Origin of the sequence: Pseudomonas sp. FP1762, assembly GCF_030687105.1 — a bacterium.
GTDB lineage: Bacteria > Pseudomonadota > Gammaproteobacteria > Pseudomonadales > Pseudomonadaceae > Aquipseudomonas > Aquipseudomonas siliginis.
The window spans coordinates 3,397,062-3,416,917 of the sequence record NZ_CP117458.1; the positions used below are offsets into that span (position 1 = coordinate 3,397,062).

15 protein-coding genes are annotated in these 19,856 nt (G+C 59.2%); 9 read left to right on the top strand and 6 right to left on the bottom strand.

Going from position 1 to position 19,856, the window contains the following annotated elements; genetic code table 11:
* Positions 1 to 18: 18 nt before the first annotated feature.
* Genes PSH90_RS15040 through PSH90_RS15050 form a run of 3 tightly spaced genes read right to left on the bottom strand, consistent with a single transcriptional unit; the run spans position 19 to position 2,260 of the window.
* Positions 19 to 957 carry a DUF4880 domain-containing protein gene (locus PSH90_RS15040; RefSeq protein WP_305380912.1) on the bottom strand — a complete coding sequence of 313 codons (939 nt, stop codon included), beginning with the start codon at positions 955 to 957 and terminating at the stop codon, positions 19 to 21.
* Between the two features lie 32 nt (positions 958 to 989).
* Positions 990 to 1,541, bottom strand: coding sequence for an RNA polymerase sigma factor (locus PSH90_RS15045; protein ID WP_041480103.1), 552 nt, complete (start codon positions 1,539 to 1,541; stop codon positions 990 to 992).
* Positions 1,538 to 2,260, bottom strand: a complete 723-nt coding sequence (locus tag PSH90_RS15050; RefSeq protein WP_191636969.1) for a secretin and TonB N-terminal domain-containing protein — start codon at positions 2,258 to 2,260, stop codon at positions 1,538 to 1,540. The genes PSH90_RS15045 and PSH90_RS15050 overlap by 4 nt, the downstream gene beginning before the upstream one ends.
* A gap of 150 nt (positions 2,261 to 2,410) precedes the next feature.
* Between PSH90_RS15050 and PSH90_RS15055 the strand changes: the two genes are divergently transcribed.
* Positions 2,411 to 2,713: a hypothetical protein gene (locus PSH90_RS15055; RefSeq protein ID WP_041480100.1), complete on the top strand. Its 303-nt coding sequence runs from the start codon at positions 2,411 to 2,413 to the stop codon at positions 2,711 to 2,713.
* A gap of 181 nt (positions 2,714 to 2,894) precedes the next feature.
* Here PSH90_RS15055 and PSH90_RS15060 read toward each other — a convergent pair whose 3' ends face one another.
* Positions 2,895 to 3,335, bottom strand: a complete 441-nt coding sequence (locus PSH90_RS15060; RefSeq protein ID WP_095180179.1) for a carboxymuconolactone decarboxylase family protein — start codon at positions 3,333 to 3,335, stop codon at positions 2,895 to 2,897.
* A 443-nt stretch (positions 3,336 to 3,778) separates the two neighbouring features.
* On the opposite strand from PSH90_RS15060, the gene PSH90_RS15065 reads away from it, so the two are divergent.
* From PSH90_RS15065 to PSH90_RS15080, 4 genes are all read left to right on the top strand, one after another.
* Complete coding sequence (locus tag PSH90_RS15065; protein ID WP_305380913.1) at positions 3,779 to 5,212, top strand: PLP-dependent aminotransferase family protein; 1,434 nt, start codon at positions 3,779 to 3,781, stop codon at positions 5,210 to 5,212.
* A 123-nt stretch (positions 5,213 to 5,335) separates the two neighbouring features.
* Positions 5,336 to 5,629, top strand: coding sequence for a putative quinol monooxygenase (locus PSH90_RS15070; protein WP_039763960.1), 294 nt, complete (start codon positions 5,336 to 5,338; stop codon positions 5,627 to 5,629).
* A 202-nt stretch (positions 5,630 to 5,831) separates the two neighbouring features.
* A complete protein-coding gene (locus PSH90_RS15075; protein WP_305380914.1) occupies positions 5,832 to 6,233 on the top strand; it encodes a cupin domain-containing protein in 402 nt (133 codons plus the stop codon).
* A gap of 275 nt (positions 6,234 to 6,508) precedes the next feature.
* The gene (locus tag PSH90_RS15080; RefSeq protein WP_305380915.1) at positions 6,509 to 7,807 is read left to right on the top strand and encodes a hypothetical protein; all 1,299 of its coding nucleotides are present in this window, start codon (positions 6,509 to 6,511) and stop codon (positions 7,805 to 7,807) included.
* A 61-nt stretch (positions 7,808 to 7,868) separates the two neighbouring features.
* Here PSH90_RS15080 and PSH90_RS15085 read toward each other — a convergent pair whose 3' ends face one another.
* Together PSH90_RS15085 and PSH90_RS15090 are read right to left on the bottom strand one after the other, a co-directional pair.
* Positions 7,869 to 12,764, bottom strand: coding sequence for an NAD-glutamate dehydrogenase (locus tag PSH90_RS15085; RefSeq protein WP_056789474.1), 4,896 nt, complete (start codon positions 12,762 to 12,764; stop codon positions 7,869 to 7,871).
* 479 nt (positions 12,765 to 13,243) lie between these two features.
* Entirely contained in the window at positions 13,244 to 14,638 is a 1,395-nt protein-coding gene (locus PSH90_RS15090) for a hypothetical protein (RefSeq protein WP_236169872.1), read from the bottom strand.
* Positions 14,639 to 14,931: 293 nt separating this feature from the next.
* Here PSH90_RS15090 and PSH90_RS15095 point away from each other — a divergent pair, with 293 nt between their 5' ends.
* The 4 genes from PSH90_RS15095 (at position 14,932) to PSH90_RS15110 (ending at position 19,856) form a co-directional block, all read left to right on the top strand.
* Complete coding sequence (locus tag PSH90_RS15095; RefSeq protein ID WP_150635094.1) at positions 14,932 to 15,288, top strand: hypothetical protein; 357 nt, start codon at positions 14,932 to 14,934, stop codon at positions 15,286 to 15,288.
* A gap of 520 nt (positions 15,289 to 15,808) precedes the next feature.
* Complete coding sequence (locus tag PSH90_RS15100; RefSeq protein WP_095180186.1) at positions 15,809 to 16,996, top strand: YcaO-like family protein; 1,188 nt, start codon at positions 15,809 to 15,811, stop codon at positions 16,994 to 16,996.
* A gap of 26 nt (positions 16,997 to 17,022) precedes the next feature.
* Complete coding sequence (locus PSH90_RS15105; RefSeq protein ID WP_252878334.1) at positions 17,023 to 18,729, top strand: ATP-binding cassette domain-containing protein; 1,707 nt, start codon at positions 17,023 to 17,025, stop codon at positions 18,727 to 18,729.
* 167 nt (positions 18,730 to 18,896) lie between these two features.
* Complete coding sequence (locus PSH90_RS15110; RefSeq protein ID WP_007913915.1) at positions 18,897 to 19,856, top strand: MoxR family ATPase; 960 nt, start codon at positions 18,897 to 18,899, stop codon at positions 19,854 to 19,856.

Below are 19,856 nucleotides of genomic sequence, written 5' to 3' on the forward strand. Positions count from 1 at the left end.
TCTGTGTGTGGCAGGCAGTTAGCTGAGGACGACCACGCCGCCCGGCAGTTCGGTGCATTTGACGCCGTAGGCGTCGCGGATCAGCAAGGCGACGCCGGCGAGTTGGTCGAGGTTGAAGCGGGCCTGGACGCGGCGTTGGCCGAGTTCGCGGTTGAGCAGCAGGAGCATGCCGGGGCGGTAGCGGTTGATTTCGTCGATCATCTGGCTGAGGGTCGCGCCGTTGAACACCAGCACTTGTTGGCGCCAGTTCATCACGGCGGCGGTGTCGACGGTTTGCACGTTGCCGACTTGCCGTGCGTCGTAGGTGACTTGCTGGCCCGTTTCGAGGCGCAGGTTGCGGCCTTCGATGGCGACGTCGACCGTGCCGTCGAGGCAGGTCACGCAGACTTGCTGGTCGGTGTTGCGTAGGTTGAAGCGGGCCTGGCTGGCGCGCAACCACCCTGCTCCGGCCTGCATTGCCAGTGGCAGGCGTGCGGTTTGTACTTCGACTTCGCCGCTGACCAGTTCAAAACCCTGCACGCCGTTTTCGACGCTGCGCTGATTGATGCGGGTTTGGGTGTTGAGTTCGAGGCTGACGCCTTGTGCCGGTTCGACCCGGCGTTGCTGGCCGACTTCAGTGATGTAGTCAGCGCCCAGCCCTTCGAAGCCGCCGGGAATCGTGCCGCGCACCAGCAGGAATGCGGCGGATGCGGCAATCGCACCGCCGAGAAATGCCCGTCGACCGAAGCTGCGTCGGCCCTGCACGGCTTCGGCGGCCGGTTGCAGGTGATGCCACAGCCGCTTGGCCTCTTCGAAGGCCCGGGCGTGTTCGCCACTCTGCGCGCACCATTCGCGCAGGGCGCGGGCGTCGGCGACGGTGGCGCGGCCCGAGGTCAGCAGGATCAGCCAATCTTGGGCTTCGCTGTGCAGAGACTCGGTGGCCGAAGGCTCGGCGGGTTTCAGTCGAAAGATGTTCAAACGCGCAAATTCTCAACGGATTAATCGGGTCACTATTCGCTAGACGGTTTTCCGGCCCCGCGACCGAACCGCTGAAACACTTTTCTTTCCAGTTTTGCTGCGCAGAAGCCCAGCGCGGCTTTGATTTCCTTCTCGACCATGCGCGTGGAAATGCCGAAACGCTGGGAGATTTCCAGGTGTGGCGCCTCTTCCAGCCGCGCGGCGATGAAGATCCGCCGACGCCGTGCGGGCAGTTCGTACAAGGCGCTGAGCAGGGCCTGCATCTCCTTTTGCCCGCCGACCACCCGCGCCGGGTCGAGGGCTTCGTCGCCCAGTTGCAGCAGCTCTTCGACCTCAGTACCGGTGAGCAGCCGCGCATCGGCCTGACGGCGGTCGGCGGCGATGTTGAGGGCCATGCGATACAGGTAGGCGTTGGGCTTGAGCAGGTTCGGCGGGGTTTCCATGCGATCGACCCGCAGCCAGGTCTCGTGCAGCACGTCATTGGCCAGATCCTCGGAACCGAGGCGGCGGCGCAAGCGCACGCGAAAGTCCTCGTAGGAGCTGAGGAACAGCTGGCCCATCGTGCTTTGTCCGGCGTCTTTCATCCCCCGGAAACTCCTTCCCATCTCGTGCATTCCATGCGCTTCCCTGACGACTCCGGTAACAACAGCAACGTGACCGGCTGGCGCAAGGCGCTGGGCGTCGGCCGATCGATTGTGAGGTTGCGAAAACTTTCCACCAGCGCGTTATCGCGCCGTACATCGCCGGTCGAAGTGACCAACCGGTTGTGCTGCACCACGCCGTCGCGCCCGACCCACACCTGCAACACCGCGCGATAACTGCCCGGCCGTGTCAGCGGCGAGCGGCACAGCTTGCGCTCGATCGCCGCTTGCACCGCCGTCGCGTAACTGCGGTTGACCGCGACAGCGGCCGGCGTGGGTTTGTCCGTCGGCACCGGCAGATCTTCCACCTGCGCCACTTGCAAGGTGAACGCGTCGGCGCGGGCATAGCGCGCCATCAACCCGGTGCCGCCGAGCAAATGGCGCAAGGCATCGGCGGCGGTGAATTCGCCATCCACGGCGAGGGAGCGGCGGCCGCGGCTCAACTGGCTGTCGACCAGCACCGCGACGCCCGTGGCGCGGCTGTATTGATCCAGCGCCCGAGCGAGTTCCTGCGCCGGGATGTGCAAGGTCAGGCGCATATCCGCCGCTGCTGGATCTGCATTGGCCGCGTTGGCCAGCAGACCGAGCAGCCACCCCAGACCCGCGCGGCGCACAAGCGTCGCCGAGCGCTGAAGACTGATCCGCGAACTGCCTCGCTGCACGACTGGCGCACCCCTGAAAATCGCTATCCTGCGGGGCATTTATGACTCTGGTATGACGGGCAGTGCAAAAAAACCATCACGGGTTTTGCGCCGCGCTTGCACTAGACTCAAACCCCAGAGCGGCCCATTCGGGCGGGCCAGGAGGCGGACATGAAAACGCGGTGGATGTGGGTCTTGCTGATGACGGTGGGCGCGGCGCAGGCGGAGGAGCCGCTGGGTTGTGTCGAGGTCACGGTCGGCGGTTACAAGGCGCCGAATTACGATTGCCTGAGCCAACAGATGGGCAACAATCCCGACGGCGCGGCGGCGGCGCAGAAGAACATGGAAGCGTTGAATGTGCCGGTGCACAAGCGCGCGCCGAATCAGGTCGGACTGGCGACCCCGGCTGCGACCAGTACGCGGATGGGGAATACGTTTGGCACATCGGTGAAACCGCAGCGGCCGGCGAATTGAATCGCACTGTGGGTGCTGAGGGGATTTAGCGCCTGTGGTGAGGGGATTTATCCCCGTTGGGTTGCGCAGCGGCCCTGAAGTCGCCTGACTCTGATCTGTCAGATAAACCGATTTCACCGTTTTGACGTCTGCTGCGCAGCCGAACGGGGATAAATCCCCTCGCCACAGGGATGGGCGCTGTTCAGTCACTCGGGGTCTGACGGAAGCTGACAGCCAAACGATTCCAGCTGTTGATGGTGCTGACTGCAACCGTCAGGTCCACCAGTTCGCCTTCATCGAATTGCTCGCGCGCTTGCTGGTAGACGTCATCCGGCACGTGGCTTTCGGCCAACAGCGTCACTGCCTCGGCCCAGGCCAGCGCCGCCCGTTCGCGGGGATTGAAGAAGTTGCTGTCGCGCCACACCGCGACCGCATAGAGGCGCCGATCACTCTCCCCGGCTCGTCGCGCGTCCACCGAGTGCATATCGGTGCAGAATGCGCAGCCGTTGAGTTGCGAAGCGCGGATCCGGATCAATTGCAGCAGCGGCGCTTCGATGCTCAAGTTGGCGGTCAGCGCCTCCATGGCAATCATCGCTTTCATCGCCTTGGGCGAAGCGTTGTAGTAATCCAGACGCAGGGACATGGCGCGGCTCTCGGCAGGCGGAATGATGAGTTCACGGTAAGGGCTGTGCGGGCTGTGTTACAGCCCCAATTCCATGAATTCCGGCTACACCAATGAACCTCGGCCAAACGCAATACCTGTGGGAGCGAGCCTGCTCGCGAAAGCGGTTTCCCAGACAAATATTCATCCACTGCACCACCGCCATCGCTGGCAAGCCAGCTCCCACAAGGTTTAACGTCGTTCACAAGATTTGTGCACGCCGCAAAAACTGTGGGAGCTGGCTTGCCAGCGATAGCGGAGTGTCAGACAACGAATCTGTTCAATGACACACCGCCTTCGCGAGCAGGCTCGCTCCCACAGGGACTTGCGCCAATTTGCGGTTTTTACTCCACGCAACTACTGCCAAAAGCCCAACAACGCTAATCTGACCGACACTTCACTCAACACCCGGGAGCCTCGTCGGTATGGAACTTCATGTCGTGATCAACGGCCGCAAGGATCTTGCCGGTCAGTTGTATGAGCAGTTGCGCGCGGCGATTGAATCCGGGCGGTTGGCGGCGGGTACGCAGTTACCGCCGAGCCGCTTGCTGGCCGAGCAATTGGGCATTTCGCGCAAGACCATTTCCGACACTTATGCGCAGCTGACCTACGAAAACTTCCTCACCGGCGTGATCGGCAAAGGCACCTACGTCAACGCCCGACCGGCGCAGGTGCAGCGCAAGCAGAGCCACAACGAGCTGGCCAGTGCCGAGGTGATCGAGAGCTGGCGCAATCTGCCGGTGTTCCTGCGTCACCCGACGCTGGAAGGTTCGCTGCGCTACGACTTTATCGGCGGCGCCACCAGCAAAGGCCAGTTCCCCCACGACGACTGGCGCCGCTGCGTCGCCCACGCGATGCGGCAGATGGCGCAGTCGAAGGGTTTTTACAGCGTTGCCGAAGGTTTGCCGGCGCTGCGCAATGCGATCGCCCGGCACATCGCGTTTTCCCGTGGCATCAACTGTCAGGACGAGGACATCGTGGTGTGCAACGGCGCGCAGCAGGCACTGGACCTGATTGCCCGCGTATTGACCCGTCCCGGCAGTCTGGTGGCCATGGAAGACCCCGGCTACCCGCCCGCGCGCTTGTTGTTCGGCACGCATGGCGCGGAGGTGGTCGGGGTGCCGGTGGATGCCGAGGGCATTCAGGTCGAGCACATTCCCGATGGCACGCGGCTCATTTACGTCACCCCGTCGCATCAGTTTCCGCTGGGCATGGCGATGAGTCAGGCGCGCCGCGAGGCCCTGCTCGTCCGTGCCCACGAGCTCGGCGCGATCATCATCGAGGACGACTACGACAGCGAATTCCGCTACGAGGGCCGACCCACCGATTCGCTGTACAACCTCGATCAGCGCGGCATCGTCGCCTACGTCGGCACCTTCTCGAAAACCCTGCTGCCGGAGTTGCGCCTGGGCTATGCGATCCTGCCGCCGTCGATCATCGAGGCGGTGATCCGCGCCAAACAGCTCACCGATCTGCACGCCTCGACCCTGCCGCAATGGGCGCTGGCCAAGTTCATCGCCGAGGGTTGCCTGCTCAAGCACATCCGCCGCTGCCACACGATCTACGCGCAACGCCGCGAACGCATTCTCGAGCGCATGGCCACCGACCTTGCGCCATGGCTGCAAGCCGTGCCGGCCAGTGCCGGTTTTCACATGGCGGTGTTCTGCAAGGTGCCGATCGATTTGCCGTTGGTCATCGAGCTGGCAAAAAAGGTCGAGGTCGGCCTGTATGCGATCAGTGGTTTCTACTACCAGCAGCCGGCGAAAGAAGGCCTGTATTTCGGCTTCGGCGCCATCGAGACCCTGGACATCGACATTGCTCTGGATCGCCTGCGCGACATCCTCGAACAGCTGTCATGAGCCGTTGGTATAAGGCTTTTACCGCCGATTGGTTATTGGTGATTCATGGCGGCAGGCCTATTCTGCACAGGCGTTATCCCTCAGTGAGCAGGATTCGTCCGGCCTGATTCAGGAGTGTGAGCAATGTCCAGCGAAGTGATCAATACGGTTGAGGTGAAGGCTGCTGCGGGCCGCTCGGAAGAGCTCGGCAAGCAATTGCAGAAGATCGTCGACACCCTGCGCGAAACTCCGGGCTGCGATTCCTACCTGGTCGACCGCTGCCCCGAAGACAGCCACCGCTGGACGGTCAGCGCGCGCTGGCAGTCGGAAGCGGCGATGCAGGCGCATTTCAACCGGCCCGAGGCGCAGGGGTTTATCGACCTGATCGATAGCCGCCTGGCCAATAGCGTCGATTTCAACAGCTTCCCCATCGTCTGAACCGGCCTCTTCGCGAGCAAGCTCGCTCCCACATTGAAATGCGATCAACTGTGGGAGCGAGCCTGCTCGCGAAGACGATTTGCGCCACACCGAAATCCTTCCAAGGCCAATTGGTCACCTGATCTTCGCGAATATTGGCCGTTTGAACCGGCCACATTGCGGCCTACTGTGAGCACACCCCCACCATCACAGGTAACCCGCCATGAAAGCCCTGCACCTCGTCGCCGCCGCCCTCGCCTTCAGCCTTTCCGCATCGGCGATGGCTCACGACCCATCCGAAAAAATCACCGTCCTGCAGGAACAACTGCTGAAAAACGCCCCCGGCAAGAAAGCCATGATGATTGAAGTCGACTACCAGCCCGGGCAATCCTCGATCGCCCATAAACACGAAGGCACGGCGATGGCTTACGTGCTCGACGGCGAAGTGATTTCCCAAGTCAAAGGCGAACAGGCGATCACTTACAAAAAGGGCCAGTACTGGTACGAGCCGGCCGGCTCCGAGCATCTGGTGTCGAAAAACGCCAGCTCAACCAAGCCTGCCAGGTTGCTGGTGTTCATGGTGATGGCCCCGAACGAGCAGGTGCTGATCCCGCTGGAAAACTGATGGCTGCCTGATCACATTTGGAATGCGATCAACCGTGGGAGCGAGCCTGCTCGCGAAGGCGCCAGACCAGACACCACAAAATCCCTCAGACATTAAATCCCCGGCAAGACAGGCCATCCCGTCTTCCAAATCCACAATCATCCGCCGCTGTCCACTGTCAGGTCTGACAGTGGACAGCGCGACCGAAAGCTTCCCAAATACCAGCACTGCGTTGATTTGCCGGTCCCTATCGACTGATCGCTTTACGCAAAAACAGCGTATTCGAGGAGCAGACCATGACTGAAGTAAAAGACACCGCTGTGCATAATCTGGACCCCACTTTCGGCCCCGATAAAAATGGCCTCACCTGGTTTAAATATCCCGATCAGGAAAACGGCTTCGCCAACGCAGTTGCCGTCGCGGCGGACGGCAAGCTGCTGATCGCCGCAAGTCCGGGCAACAAGTTCGCCATTGTGCGATTGAAGCCTGATGGCACACAGGACACTTCGTTTGCCCGGGATGGCGTGGCCAGCGGGGTTTTCGCTCCGGGCTATAAATCCACGGGTGGCAGCATCAGCATCCTCAAGAACGGAAATCTGTTGCTTCAGGGTGCCTTTTATCTACACGAATACGCACAGCCACAACGCTGCCTGGCAATGTTTCGCAATGACGGAACGCCCGAGACCGCATTTGGCGTCAACGGCGTAGTCTTCGTTGATCCGATTCCGGTGCCCGCGCTCACGTCGTCCGAGATCGAACTTGGGCAAAAACGCACTACGGCATCCGATTACAGTGGCCATGCCATTGAACTGGACGACGGAAAACTGATGGTGTTGAGCAACCATCGATATTCCCCCAATGACCAATGCGGTCTTTTGATCAGACTGCAAAGCAACGGGGCTCTGGACACTGCGTTTGGCCAGGGAAAGGGTTACGTCGTGATTCGATACCTGGCCAACTTCACGTGGGCTGGCTCACTGATCCGGCTCCAGGACGGCAAATTCGCCATCGCAGGTTACGCTTCACGTGAAAACCGCTACCGCGCAATGATCGCCCTCTTCGACGCCACAGGTAAGCCTGTCAGCAGCTTTGGCGATAACGGTTTTGCCCTGTTCGACCGCCTGGACAAGCTCAGTCAGATCAACCAACTGGTCGAAATGCCTGGTGGCAACATCCTTGGCATCGGTAGCGCCACCTCGAAGGATTTTGTTCACCAGGGCGTCCTGGTTTGTGTCGACAGGAACGGGAAATACGCCATCGACTTCAATGAAGGGAGGCCTGTCCTGACGTCCTATCCAAAAGCCCTTTTCGGCATCCAATGGACTGCTGGCACGCTGAGGGACGGACACATCGTCGTGCTTTCCAGCACCCACGGCGAACAAGACTCGGAAATCGTCATTGCCCAGTTCAAATCGGACGGCTATCCAGATCGCGATTTTGCCGACGACGGTGTGCTGGTCATCAATCTGACCGCCGTGCTCGACATGGCGGGAGGCCTTGCCATTCAGAACAATCAGCTTGTCGTAGCCGGAACATCCCTGCCCCGTACGGACGGCGTCGGTAGCTTCGCCTTTCGCTGCGCCGATACGTTCTGAATGACAGACAAGAAAAAGCCCCGCCTCTTTCGAGAGCGGGGCTTCTTCATTCAGCCACTACTTACGCCAGTTCAAGCTCGGCATTCGCAGTGATCGCAGGCACGATTGCTTGCCCGCTCAACGCCAGATCCAGCAGTTCACGGTTGGCCACCGCGTACATGGCGTAGTCCGTACCGCTCGCAGCACGGATTTCCACCAACATGGCGCGCCAGCGTTCGATCATGCTTTCGTGCTGGGCCATCCACAGCGCCAGGCGTGCTTCCACGTCCTGCGAGCCGTCGCCCTGTTGCAGGACGGAGATGGTGATCGCCCGTTGCTGCCAGTCGACGTCATCACGGAACGCTTCACGGGCCAGAGCCTGCCAGTTGTTTTCAACCGGCAGAGCGCTGATCTGTTGCAGGTACCAGGTGATGTCCAGTGCAGAGCCGACGGCGAAGTAAGCCTTGGCCACTTCGGCCGGGTTCTGCCCGGTGACGTCGGCGGCTTCGATGATCGGCAGCAGCGTGTACAGGTGCGAAGTACCCGCCACCATACGCGCCAGCAATTCCGGCACACCGGCTTCGACGTAAGCCTGATAGCGCGACTGCCAGTTCTCGCGGATTTCGCCGCTGAGCAGTTCGTCGAGTTTCAGACCCAGTTCTTTCAGGTGCGGACCGAAATGCGCGACGTCACGAGCAGCGTTCTGCTCGTTGCGGCGGGCACGCAGGAACCAGCGCGTGGCGCGACGGCCCAGACGCATCAGCTCGTCCATCAGTTCCAGCTGCACGTCAGCGGAAACCTGATAGTCCAGCGCTTCGATCTGACGGAACCAGTGCGGGAGGTGGAAGATGTCGCGCACGATCACGTAAGCGCCAGCCACGTTCGCCGGGCTCATGCCGGTCGACTCTTTGAGTCGTTGCACGAAAGTGATGCCCATGTGGTTGACCAGATCGTTGGCGATCTGCGTGCTGACGATCTCGCGCTTCAGACGGTGGCGACGCATGGCTTCGGAGAACTTGCTGACCAGGGTCGGCGGGAACGCCGTTTCCATGTCGCGGGTCAGGTAGTCGTCGTCCGGCACCAGCGAGCCCAGCAGCTGCTCTTTGAGGTCGATCTTGCTGTAGGAAATCAGCACCGACAGCTCAGGACGGGTCAGGCCGTGGCCCTCTGCGACGCGCTCGGTCAGTTGCTCTTCGGTCGGCAGGAATTCGATGGCACGGTCCAGCTTGCCACGGCCTTCCAGATCGCTCATCAGACGCTTGTACTCAGCGATGCGCGCGTAGGCACGGCGCGCCGCCAGGGACAGGGCCTGAGTCTGCTTGTAGTTGTTGCCCAGCACCAGATTGCCGACTTCGTCGGTCATGCTCGCGAGCAACTGGTTGCGTTGCTTGTCGGTCATGTCACCGGCCTGAACCACTTCGTTCAGCAGGATCTTGATGTTCACTTCGTGGTCGGAGCAGTCCACGCCACCGGCGTTGTCGATGAAGTCGGTGTTGGAACCGCCGCCATTCAAGCCGAATTCCACGCGACCCAGTTGGGTCATGCCGAGGTTACCGCCCTCGCCCACGACTTTGCAGCGCAACTCGTTACCGTTTACGCGCAGTGCATCGTTGGCCTTGTCGCCGACATCGGCGTGGCTTTCGGTGCTGGCCTTGACGTAGGTGCCGATACCGCCGTTCCACAACAGATCCACCGGCGCCTTGAGCAAGGCATTGAGCAGTTCGGTCGGGGTCAGCTTGTCAGCCTGGATGTCGAAGCGTTCTTTCATCTGCGGCGAGATCGCGATGCTCTTCGCGCTGCGCGAGAAGATACCGCCACCTTCGGACATGATGCTGGTGTCGTAGTCGGTCCAGGCCGAACGCGGCAGGTCGAACAGACGCTGACGCTCGACGAAACTGGTCGCCGGGTTCGGGTTAGGGTCGATGAAGATGTGCATGTGGTTGAATGCCGCGACCAGTTGCAGCTTGTCGGACATCAACAGGCCGTTACCGAACACGTCGCCGGCCATGTCGCCGACACCAACCACGGTGATGCTGTCTTCCTGGACATTGATGCCGCGCTCGCGGAAGTGGCGCTGTACGCCGACCCACGCGCCCTTGGCGGTGATGCCCATTTTCTTGTGGTCGTAACCGGCCGAACCACCGGAGGCGAACGCGTCACCCAGCCAGAAGCCGTAGTCGATGGCGATGCCGTTGGCGATGTCGGAGAAGGTTGCAGTGCCCTTGTCCGCCGCGACCACCAGGTACGGGTCATCATCGTCATGACGCACGACGTTGACCGGCGGCACCAGGGCGCCGTCCTTCAGGTTGTCGGTGATGTCCAACAGACCGGAAATGAAGATGCGGTAGCAGGCGATGCCCTCGGCCGCGATCTCGTCACGGCTGCCGCCCAGTGGCAGACGACGCGGCAGGAAGCCGCCCTTCGCACCCACCGGCACGATGACCGAGTTTTTCACTTGCTGGGCTTTTACCAGGCCGAGCACTTCGGTACGGAAGTCTTCTTCACGGTCGGACCAGCGCAGGCCACCACGAGCAACGTTGCCGAAGCGCAGGTGCACGCCTTCGACGCGTGGCGAGTAAACGAAGATTTCAAACTTCGGCACTGGCTTTGGCAGCTCAGGGATCGCATGCGGGTTGAACTTGAAGCTGAAGTACGACTTGTTCTGGCCGTTGGCATCCGTCTGATAGAAGTTGGTGCGCAGGGTGGCTTTGATCAGGTCGAGGTAACGACGCAGGATGCGGTCTTCGTTGAGCACCTGAACATCGTCCAGTGCAGTCAGAATCGCTTGTTCCAGACGCAGTTGCTTGTCTTCCAGATCGTCGCTGCCGAGCTTGCGCGCCAGGTAGAAACGGGTCTTGAACAACCGGGTCAGTTCGCGAGCGATGTCGGTGTGGTTGTTCAAAGTGCTGGCGATGTAACCCAGATCGAAGCCCAGACGAATCTGCTTCAGGTAGCGGGCGTAGGCACGCAGCAGCGCCACGTCGCGCCATGGCAGACCGGCGGTCAGCACCAGACGGTTGAACGCATCGTTCTCGGCATCGCCGCGCACGATGTGCACGAACGCGTCCTGCAGGGTGTCGTTGAGTTGCTGGATGTCGAGGTCCAGACCTTCAGCGGCGGTGAAGGCGAAATCGTGAATCCAGAATTCGCGGCCGTTGGTGTGGCGCAGGCGATACGGGAATTCACCCAGTACGCGCAGGCCGAGGTTTTCCAGAATCGGCAGGACGTCGGACAGCGCCAGCGGCGTGTCGGCGTGATACAGCTTGCAATGCAGCTCGCGCTGGCCGGAGACCTGACCGAGCGGCTGATAGAAGCTCATCACCAGCGGATTTTTTTCGTTGAGGCTCAGCAGGTGCTGCATGTCGACCACGGCCGAATGCGCGGCAAAACGCTCGCGGTAACCGGCCGGGAAGCCTTTCGGGAAGTCGGCCAGCACGTTGGTGCCGTGGGCTTCGCCGAAGCTCTCGACGGTCAGTGCGGCGTAGTCGTCCTGCCAGCTGCGGCACGCTTGTACGACTTCTTTTTCCAGCAGCAGCGGGTCGATGTCGAGGCGGTTCTTCGGATCGACGCGCAGGATCAGCTGCACACGGGCCAGCACGGATTCCGAGAAGAAGGTCCAGAATTCGCAATCGGACGCCTTCAGGCGCTCCATCAGCACTTGCTGGATCTTCTGGCGCACTTCAGTGGAATAAATGTCGCGCGGCACGTAGGCCAGGCAGTAGCAGAAGCGACCGTACGGGTCTTTGCGCAGGAACACGCGGATCTTGTTGCGTTCCTGGATCTGCACGATCGACATCACGGTGGTGAACAGTTCGTCGACCGGGGTCTGGAACAGGTCGTCACGCGGCAGCACTTCGAGGACCTGCGCCAGTTCCTTGCCCAGGTGAGCCTTGGACTGGAAGCCGGAGCGGCGCTCGATTTCTTCGACCTTGCGGCGGATGAACGGGATGACCCGCACGCTCTCGCCGTACACCGAGGAGGTGTACAGGCCCATGAAGCGGTGTTCCTTGATGACTTTGCCGTCGGCGTCGATTTCACGGATCGACACGTAGTCCGGGTAAGCCGGACGGTGCACACGGCTCGGGTGCGCAGCCTTGGCGAACGACAGCAGGGTCGGTTCGCGCAGGTAGGACACGGCGTAGTCTTCGATGCGCAGGTCTTCGTAGGTCAGGCCGGTGCGCAGCAGTTTGGTCAGGCCGAGGAAGGAGTTCCGGTCGTACTCGATGTGGCCGCCATCGGCCTGATCGGTGACCACGAACTCTTCGTAGCCGAGGAAGGTGAAGTGGTTGCCCACCAGCCATTCCAGGAAGCTCTTGATTTCATTCTTTTCGTCGGCATCGACCGGATAGGCGCTGTTGTCGAGCTGGGTGAGGATGTCCTGCACCTTGGCTTTCATCGGTTCGAAGTCAGCGACGGCGACGCGCACTTCACCGAGCACCTGCTCAAGCTCTTTGCTCAGCACGTTCAGTTCGGCCGCGTTGGCGCAACGGTCGATTTCCAGGTACATCAGCGATTCGTGCAGCACGCCTTCGCCGGTGCTGCCCTTTGGCAGGACTTCCAGCAATTCGCCCTTGCTGCCACGACGGACGCTGAGCACGGTGGTCTGCAGGGTATGAATGCTGTAGCCGCGACGGTTCAGCTCGGTGCGCACCGAGTCGACCAGAAATGGCAGGTCGTGGTGCAGCACTTCGACCGCGGTGTGGGTCGACTGCCAGCCGTGACGTTCGTAATCGGGGTTGTAGACACGCACTTGCGGTTGCGCGTGATCGAAGCGCTCAAGCAGGCGCCACGCAGAGAGAGTACAGCCAGCGAGGTCGGAGAGGCGACGTTGAGTCAGCTCGTCCAGGGAAATGATGCCGAAGAATTGTTCAGCGAACAGCGCCACTTGTGGCAGTGCCTGTTCACTGATGTGCTGCGCCAGTGCCGCTTGCAGTTGGTGCTGGAAGTCGGCTTTGCTGGCTGCGGTGAAGAACGCCATCTGTGGTACTCCGCTTAAGCTTGTTATTGATGGAAAGCGTCGCGTGCAACACCCCTTTCGGGGCTGGTGTCGCCCTGTTCCTGATTCTCGGGCAGAGGAAACAGGGAGACAGGTGGGTGAAGCTGGACGGGACACTCAGGTCACATTCACCTTCCATGAATGAGCATCTGCAAAAGCGACTGCCAGCACTGCCGACAATGCCTTTACGGGTGCTCATCCGTTGCGCAGCTTAATGGGTGCGACAATGTGTCTGCTTGCGGTGCTGCGACATATTCGGTCATTGGCACGTAAATGCAGGGTTTGGCCTGCATCAACACTAGCAGGCGTGAGCTGAAATGCAGGCTCGATACCCCGGTTTCACGGGACTTTCGTGCCAGGACAATCCTTGGGAACGTTACATATCCGGAAACGAAAACGCCCAAGGCCCTTCAATCGACCCTGAGCGTGGCATCCGGTTCAGCGCTGGCGGTTGACGCGGATCAGTCCGGCAGTTCCTCAAAGGCTCTGAATTTGCTCACCGTGGCGCAGTCGTAGCACATCGTCTGCAGGATCTGCTTGTCCATGCTGGCGTCAATGTTGCTCGAATCGCATTCGCGGCAGAACAGGCGCAGATTGCCCAGCAAGTCGCTGTCGAACGCTACGGCGCTGAAGAATTGCGGAACCAGTTCGTCGCGCCAGTACATGCCCGGCGACTTTGAGAATCCGGCGCCGCTGTCCTTCAGCACTACGTCGTAAAGCAGTCGCTGCAAGGCTGTCTGCGGCACCCGCGCATCACGATGGCCGTTCTTGCGCCAGTTACGGACGAGCGCGTCCTGCGCCGTGCCCAGCATGTTGCGCGGAATGGTGTTGGAGGCGTGACTGCGCCCTTTGGAATTGCCGGTGGCATAAAAGTGCGCGGCGTTTCGTACCGCCAAGCGGGCGAAGTAATACAACTGACTCACCGAGAAGTCCTGCAACAACTGCCCGACCACCTCATCGGCACGGGCTTCGGCCGTGAAGGCGAAATCCACCTCACTGGCCAGCACACGAATGTATTGAAGCGACTCTTCGCGGGCGAGACTGAAGACCAGCGAATAGATTTCGCTCTTCCAGGCAGCCTTTACGCTGCCCGACAATTCCTGATACAGCGCCAGATACAGATTCTCTCGGTTACTGCGCGCCGCGCCATCCAGCGTGACGTTGGGCAGCCAGCGCACGGCGCTGTACTCGCGAATACTGCAACCCTCGCTGCGATCGAAGGCGTTGATATCGGATTCGGTGGAAACCGCCAGCACCCCGGCTTCGTGCAGGTCTTTGAGCAACTCTTCCCGCGCCTCGAAGGTCAGGGCGAGCAGCTCCTCTCGGGATGGCGCGTTCAACGGCGCAATCCATTCAACGTTTGCGCCGTAGCCATCATCGAGCAAGGCAAGCAACGTCAACTTCTGCACAAAGCCCAGATTGGCGTAAGGCACTGCAGGGAGTTGCGCGCCATATCTGGCCTGCAACTCCAGACGGTCCCGCGCTGCCCGGGCGGCCAGTTGCTGCTGGCGAACCTTGAAACATTCTGTGCAGTTGCACGCTGCGTGGCGGCCATTGGCGCCGGGGACACTGTGCTGGTGCTCACAGCGTACGCATTTGAATGTACTGCGCAGCGAAAGCGGAGTACCCCTGGCGTAGCGGCGCATCCACATCGGCAGTTCACAGTAAGGACAGGTGAGGTCAGTGCTGACGAACGGTGGCAGAACCTTGAGCAGACTGCGCACCGTGGAAGGAATCTGGAATTGCGCCATCAGCTGCGCGGTTTTCTCACCTTCCAGATAGCGCTTGTAGATCTCCTCGATCTGTTCGTCAGACAGGTGGCGAATTTCTTCGGCGCGTTCGAAATATTGAGTCATGGCAAAGTTCCCTTTTTGGGGTTGTCGTAACGCACTCCATTGCGCAAGAGCGGCGAAACTAACGGTAAAAAGGCTGCGATCACAAGGGAAAAATCGCAATTTCGGGTGGATTTTGCGCATCCGGTAATTGCCTTACGCTGGCGTCGGATTTTCCCTTCTCGCTACTCGGAACCGGGCGACGGAAATGTCCTGCTTTGCGACTTTTTGCCGATGCAGGCAGCGCGAACGAGCAGAGACTGGCAAAATCGCGCCTTCGAACAGATTCACCGCCGCCACTGCCCAGGATTTCCCCCATGCAAATGACCACCGCCCTACTGATCGTCAACCCGTGCGACGACGAAGAAGACAACATGGCCATGCTCTGCTGCCACAGCGACAAGGGCGAGATGTTCCTGATGAGTCGTTATCCGGATGAGGATGAGCTGGAGATCACCCTGGATGGCGAGCCTTCGACGCTTGACGGGGTGAAGGTCACGCTGACGTCGGAACTGCTGAAGATCGAGATTGCTGCGGCGGATGCCGATGCGTTGAATGGCGATGATGTGCTGGAGATCAGCTTCAACCCGTATATGGTGGATATGGATGAGGTTGTTGAGACTTTGAAGAATATTCTCGATGGAACAGGAACTTTTGTAATTAATCTGGAATAACCAGTTCGGCTCGCATGACAAGATAAATGACGACGGCATTTGATCGCCTCTTATGCCATCGTCATTAATTGCACGCTGATTGACACCTCTACAAGTTCTAAACACCTGCAAACCATAATTCGCGCTAATTTTCCGCATAGAACACCGCTGTGTTTAACAGCACGAAGTTCGATCCTACTACTCCTCAAGAAGTGCCCTACGCAATCATCGGAAGCCGTCTGATTGCGGGCCCACCCCTCCCTTGTTATTACTCGTTGCGCTTGCAAAAAAACATGCAAGCTCGGCGCACAAAAAAGTGCCGACAACGTGATATTCAATGGAGTCATATGTAATGGGTAGAAAACGTTCTGAAATAAACACCTTCGAGGATTTGCCTTATGGCTCGGGCCACTTTGAAGCTTTCCTGGCGACGGAACTGGACTTCTTCGCCTCACTGACCCGCTGACTCGGCCTCCCGATCAGCCAATCCTGAAAAATGCCGAAAGTCGATCTTTCGGCATTCAAGCCTACGAGGCTCACCATGTCAGAGCGTGAGATTTCATCCAGCGAAGCGTTTGTCCGAATAAACAATGTTATCCAGACACTGGGTTTGAAAGCGCGAGTGCGCTATGTCGATGACGGTAATCTGGTCGCTACTGCCGAACTCTATAACGAATACGACACGCTGATTGAATCAGGCGCAGGCAAAGGTCCCGACGCGCTTGTAGGTGCACTTGCTGAAAGCCTTGAGCACTACGCGATGTTTCACGCCGAGCCGCCATTTTGCACAACGCTTGGTTGCAGTGACATCGCTTCGCAGAACGGGGTCGAGTCGGACGGCATTTTCACAAGTCTGCGAAAAAACATCGAGCCTCTACAGTGTCTGCAGCTTGCAGCACTCGACGGCTGCGCCGGGCTTTTTGTGCCATGCGCCCTGCTGTATCCGGTCAAAGATGAACGTAAAACAACGAGTCAACCGACGCGCTTTTTAAATCGCTACGCCTCTAACTCAGGAACTGCTTTCGGCTGCACGAAATCAGAAGCACTGCTGCACGGTACCCTGGAACTGATTGAGCGACACCTGTTGTCCCGGTTTTTCATGGCCGTCTGCAGACTGATACCTGCGATAGATCTCTACTCACCGTCGGCGCCCCTGCTTGCGCAAGCCCTGTTCAACAACTCATACGCGCTACGGGCTGCCGAAGCTTTGCAGATCATCATTATCAAAGACGAGTCAGAAGTTTATCTGGCGGTTGCATTCCCACGAACCGGCCCCGGCGACCGACATATATCCGCAATCGGCTCCGGCTGTTCTTTGGACATATTTATCGCCATCCAAAGAGCGGTAACGGAGCAATTCCAATCAAACGCCTTATACGACGCCAACGATGAAATCGCGGACCGAAAGGTACTTGATGTGCTTTGTCAATCCGAGAAACTGAAACAGCTGATAGACTTTGCACCCGTTAAAAACTTGAAACTCAATACCCTGGCGCCGCCAAAAAGCCTGCTTGCACTCTCTGTTCCTGAACAACTTGCCTTGCTCCGAAAAAACCTGAGCGGTATGAACAAAGTCCTATTTTCCAGAACAGTCATGGAGTACCCGGGGACCAACGTAGTTACCCAGACTTATATCCCGGGTCTCGACCGATTCAACATAATCAGAAATGGCCAACCCGTAGCTCCTCAGCACATTTTGCTCGGCACCAGGAGCACGCCAACGGCGTGATCCAAAACGACCACAGGCCCATACTCATGCAGACATTTATAAGAACAGCCTGCGAGAAACATCGACTCCTGCTGGTGATGACAATAGGCGCGACCATCACCCTGAAAATCCTGGCCCTGGCCCCTCCTTTGTTATTGGGCAAGATCGTCGATTCACTAAACGATGCCGATCACACAACGCTGCGTACGCTGCTTTTTTTCACCGCAGCTTTTACGCTGGCCGGTTGCATTCAGTCGATGACCACCCCCCTGCAAACGCTGCTGCTCTCAAAGCTCGTCCAGCGAATTGTCATGGATGCTTCCATCAATTGGATGGCGCGGTTGATGGGCAAGGATTTTTCCCAGTTTGGCACGTGGCGAGTAGGACACTTCATCAAGTCGGTCGAGCGCGGAATCACTGCCCACGAACAGTTGCTGATGTTCTTCGTCACTACGGGTTTTCCCCTGTGCCTGGAATTTCTTATTGTGGCCGGCGCATTCTGGTATATGGGCGGAGCCTGGGTTTTCTGCGCGCTAGCTGGCCTCGGTGGCTGTTATCTCTATGCAACTCACCGGATCATTCGATGGCGCAGAAAACACATCGATGCTGTTAATGACCAGGAGGATGAGCTGAGTGCAACCTTGGTCAATACTTTGAGGGCTGGTAAATCGATAAAACTGGAACGCGCCGAACGCACGGCCCTGCAACCCTTGAACCGAGCGTTTGAGCGCTACGCCAATGCTGCGGTGACCGTAGCAGGCTCGGGCGGACTGTTGAGCGCGGCGAAGATTTTGTTTATCAGCCTGTCCACCGGCGGTTTGTTGGCTTGGGGAGTCATGGATCAGACGTCCGGACAAGCAAGTATCAGCGTCGGTCAGTTGGTGGCCATTTCCTCTATTGCTGGTACGTTCCTGTTGAATGTATCGGCGCTGACCGAAGGCTATCGGGTGCTGGATCAATTTTCGGCTGATCAACGGCGACTCAAAGAATTACTTGCAACTGCTGACTTCGATAACGATCGCCGCAATGACTCTGATGCGTTGCATAACCTATCAACATTACGGCTCGAGCCCTGCGAGATCACCCATAACGGTGTTGCGCAGCTATCAATTGCCAGCCAGATCAGCTTCCGACAGGGCCAATCCGTTGCGATCATCGGGCCCAGCGGCGCTGGCAAATCGACGTTACTCGAAGCGCTGGCAGGACTGGATTTTTCGGTGCGGCCCCGGCTGTTCATCGACGAGCTGTGCATAGATCGCTTAAATGCTCGCGTTCATCTGGAAACGGTGCGTTACAGCCCCCAGTCTCCGCAGTTCCTGGAAGGAAGTTTTGAACAGTCCGTACTTTTCGGTGTTGAGCAGTCGAAAACATTGAACGAGGCAATTCAATGCCTCCAGCTTGATGAAATCATTGGCCGAGGTCACATCGCTGAAAACGCCACCAATATCTCCGGAGGTGAAGCGAAGCGGCTTTCGTTGCTGCGACTTCTGAATCGACCGGGCAAATTCAATCTGTTTGATGAGCCGAGTGCTTCGATTGAACCGAAACTCGCTACACCAGTGTGGGATTTGCTATTCAAGACATTCGCTGGACAGGGCCTTATATGTGTCACCCATGATGTTGAACATCTCCATCGTTTTGACCGCGTGCTCGTCATGCAGCAAGGCGCCATCGTTGATGAAGGCAAATGGTTCGAACTGCTTGAGCGCCCCGCCATCAAGGTCATATTGCACAGCTTGCACACGCAGACCTGAATCGCAAAAACGTCCAGAAACGGCCCCACGCAGTGCAAACGAGGGCCGATACTGACAAATCGCGCAAATGCCGTTAGTCGCCGCCCCCCACGATGGATTAAAGTAACGCCCCCAGCCCCGGCGTTATCCGAACGCCCCGGCCACCCCCTTTCCAGGAACAGTCACCGATGGAACATCGTGAAGCGCTGCTGGCGCTGCGAACCTTTCTTTCAACGCAGATTCTCGGCCAGGAAAAACTCATCGAGCGTTTGCTCATCGCCCTGCTCGCCGACGGCCACATGCTGGTCGAGGGCGCTCCCGGTCTGGCCAAGACCAAAGCGATCAAAGAACTCGCCGAGGGCATCGAAGCCCAGTTCCATCGAATTCAGTTCACCCCCGACCTGCTGCCGGCCGACATCACCGGCACCGAAATCTACCGTCCGGAAACCGGCAGTTTCGTCTTCCAGCAAGGGCCGATCTTCCACAACCTGGTGCTGGCCGACGAAATCAACCGCGCGCCGGCCAAGGTGCAATCGGCCTTGCTCGAAGCGATGGCCGAGCGTCAGGTCAGCGTCGGGCGCAGCACTTATGAGCTGTCGCCGCTGTTTCTGGTGATGGCCACGCAGAACCCGATCGAACAGGAAGGCACCTATCCGTTGCCGGAAGCCCAGCTCGACCGTTTCCTCATGCACGTCAAGATCGGTTTCCCCGACGCTGCTGTCGAACGGCGCATCCTCCAGCAGGCCCGTGGCGAGGCGTTGAACGGTGAGACCAAGCCCGAGCGCCGGGTCAGCCAGCAGGCGATCTTCGCCGCGCGCAAGGAAATCCTTGGTTTGTACATGGCCGACGCCGTGGAGGAATACCTGGTGCAACTGGTCATGGCCACGCGCAACCCGGCCAAGTTCGATCCGGAAATGGCCGAATGGATCGCTTACGGCGCCAGTCCGCGCGGCTCGATCGCCCTCGATCGCTGCGCCCGCGCCCACGCCTGGCTGGCCGGTCGCGACTTCGTCAGCCCGGAAGACATTCAAGCGGTGCTGTTCGACGTGTTGCGCCATCGCATCATTCTGTCGTTCGAAGCCGAAGCCGCTGGCATCGATCAGGATCGCGTGGTGCAGCGGATTCTCGACGTCGTCGCCGTCGCTTGA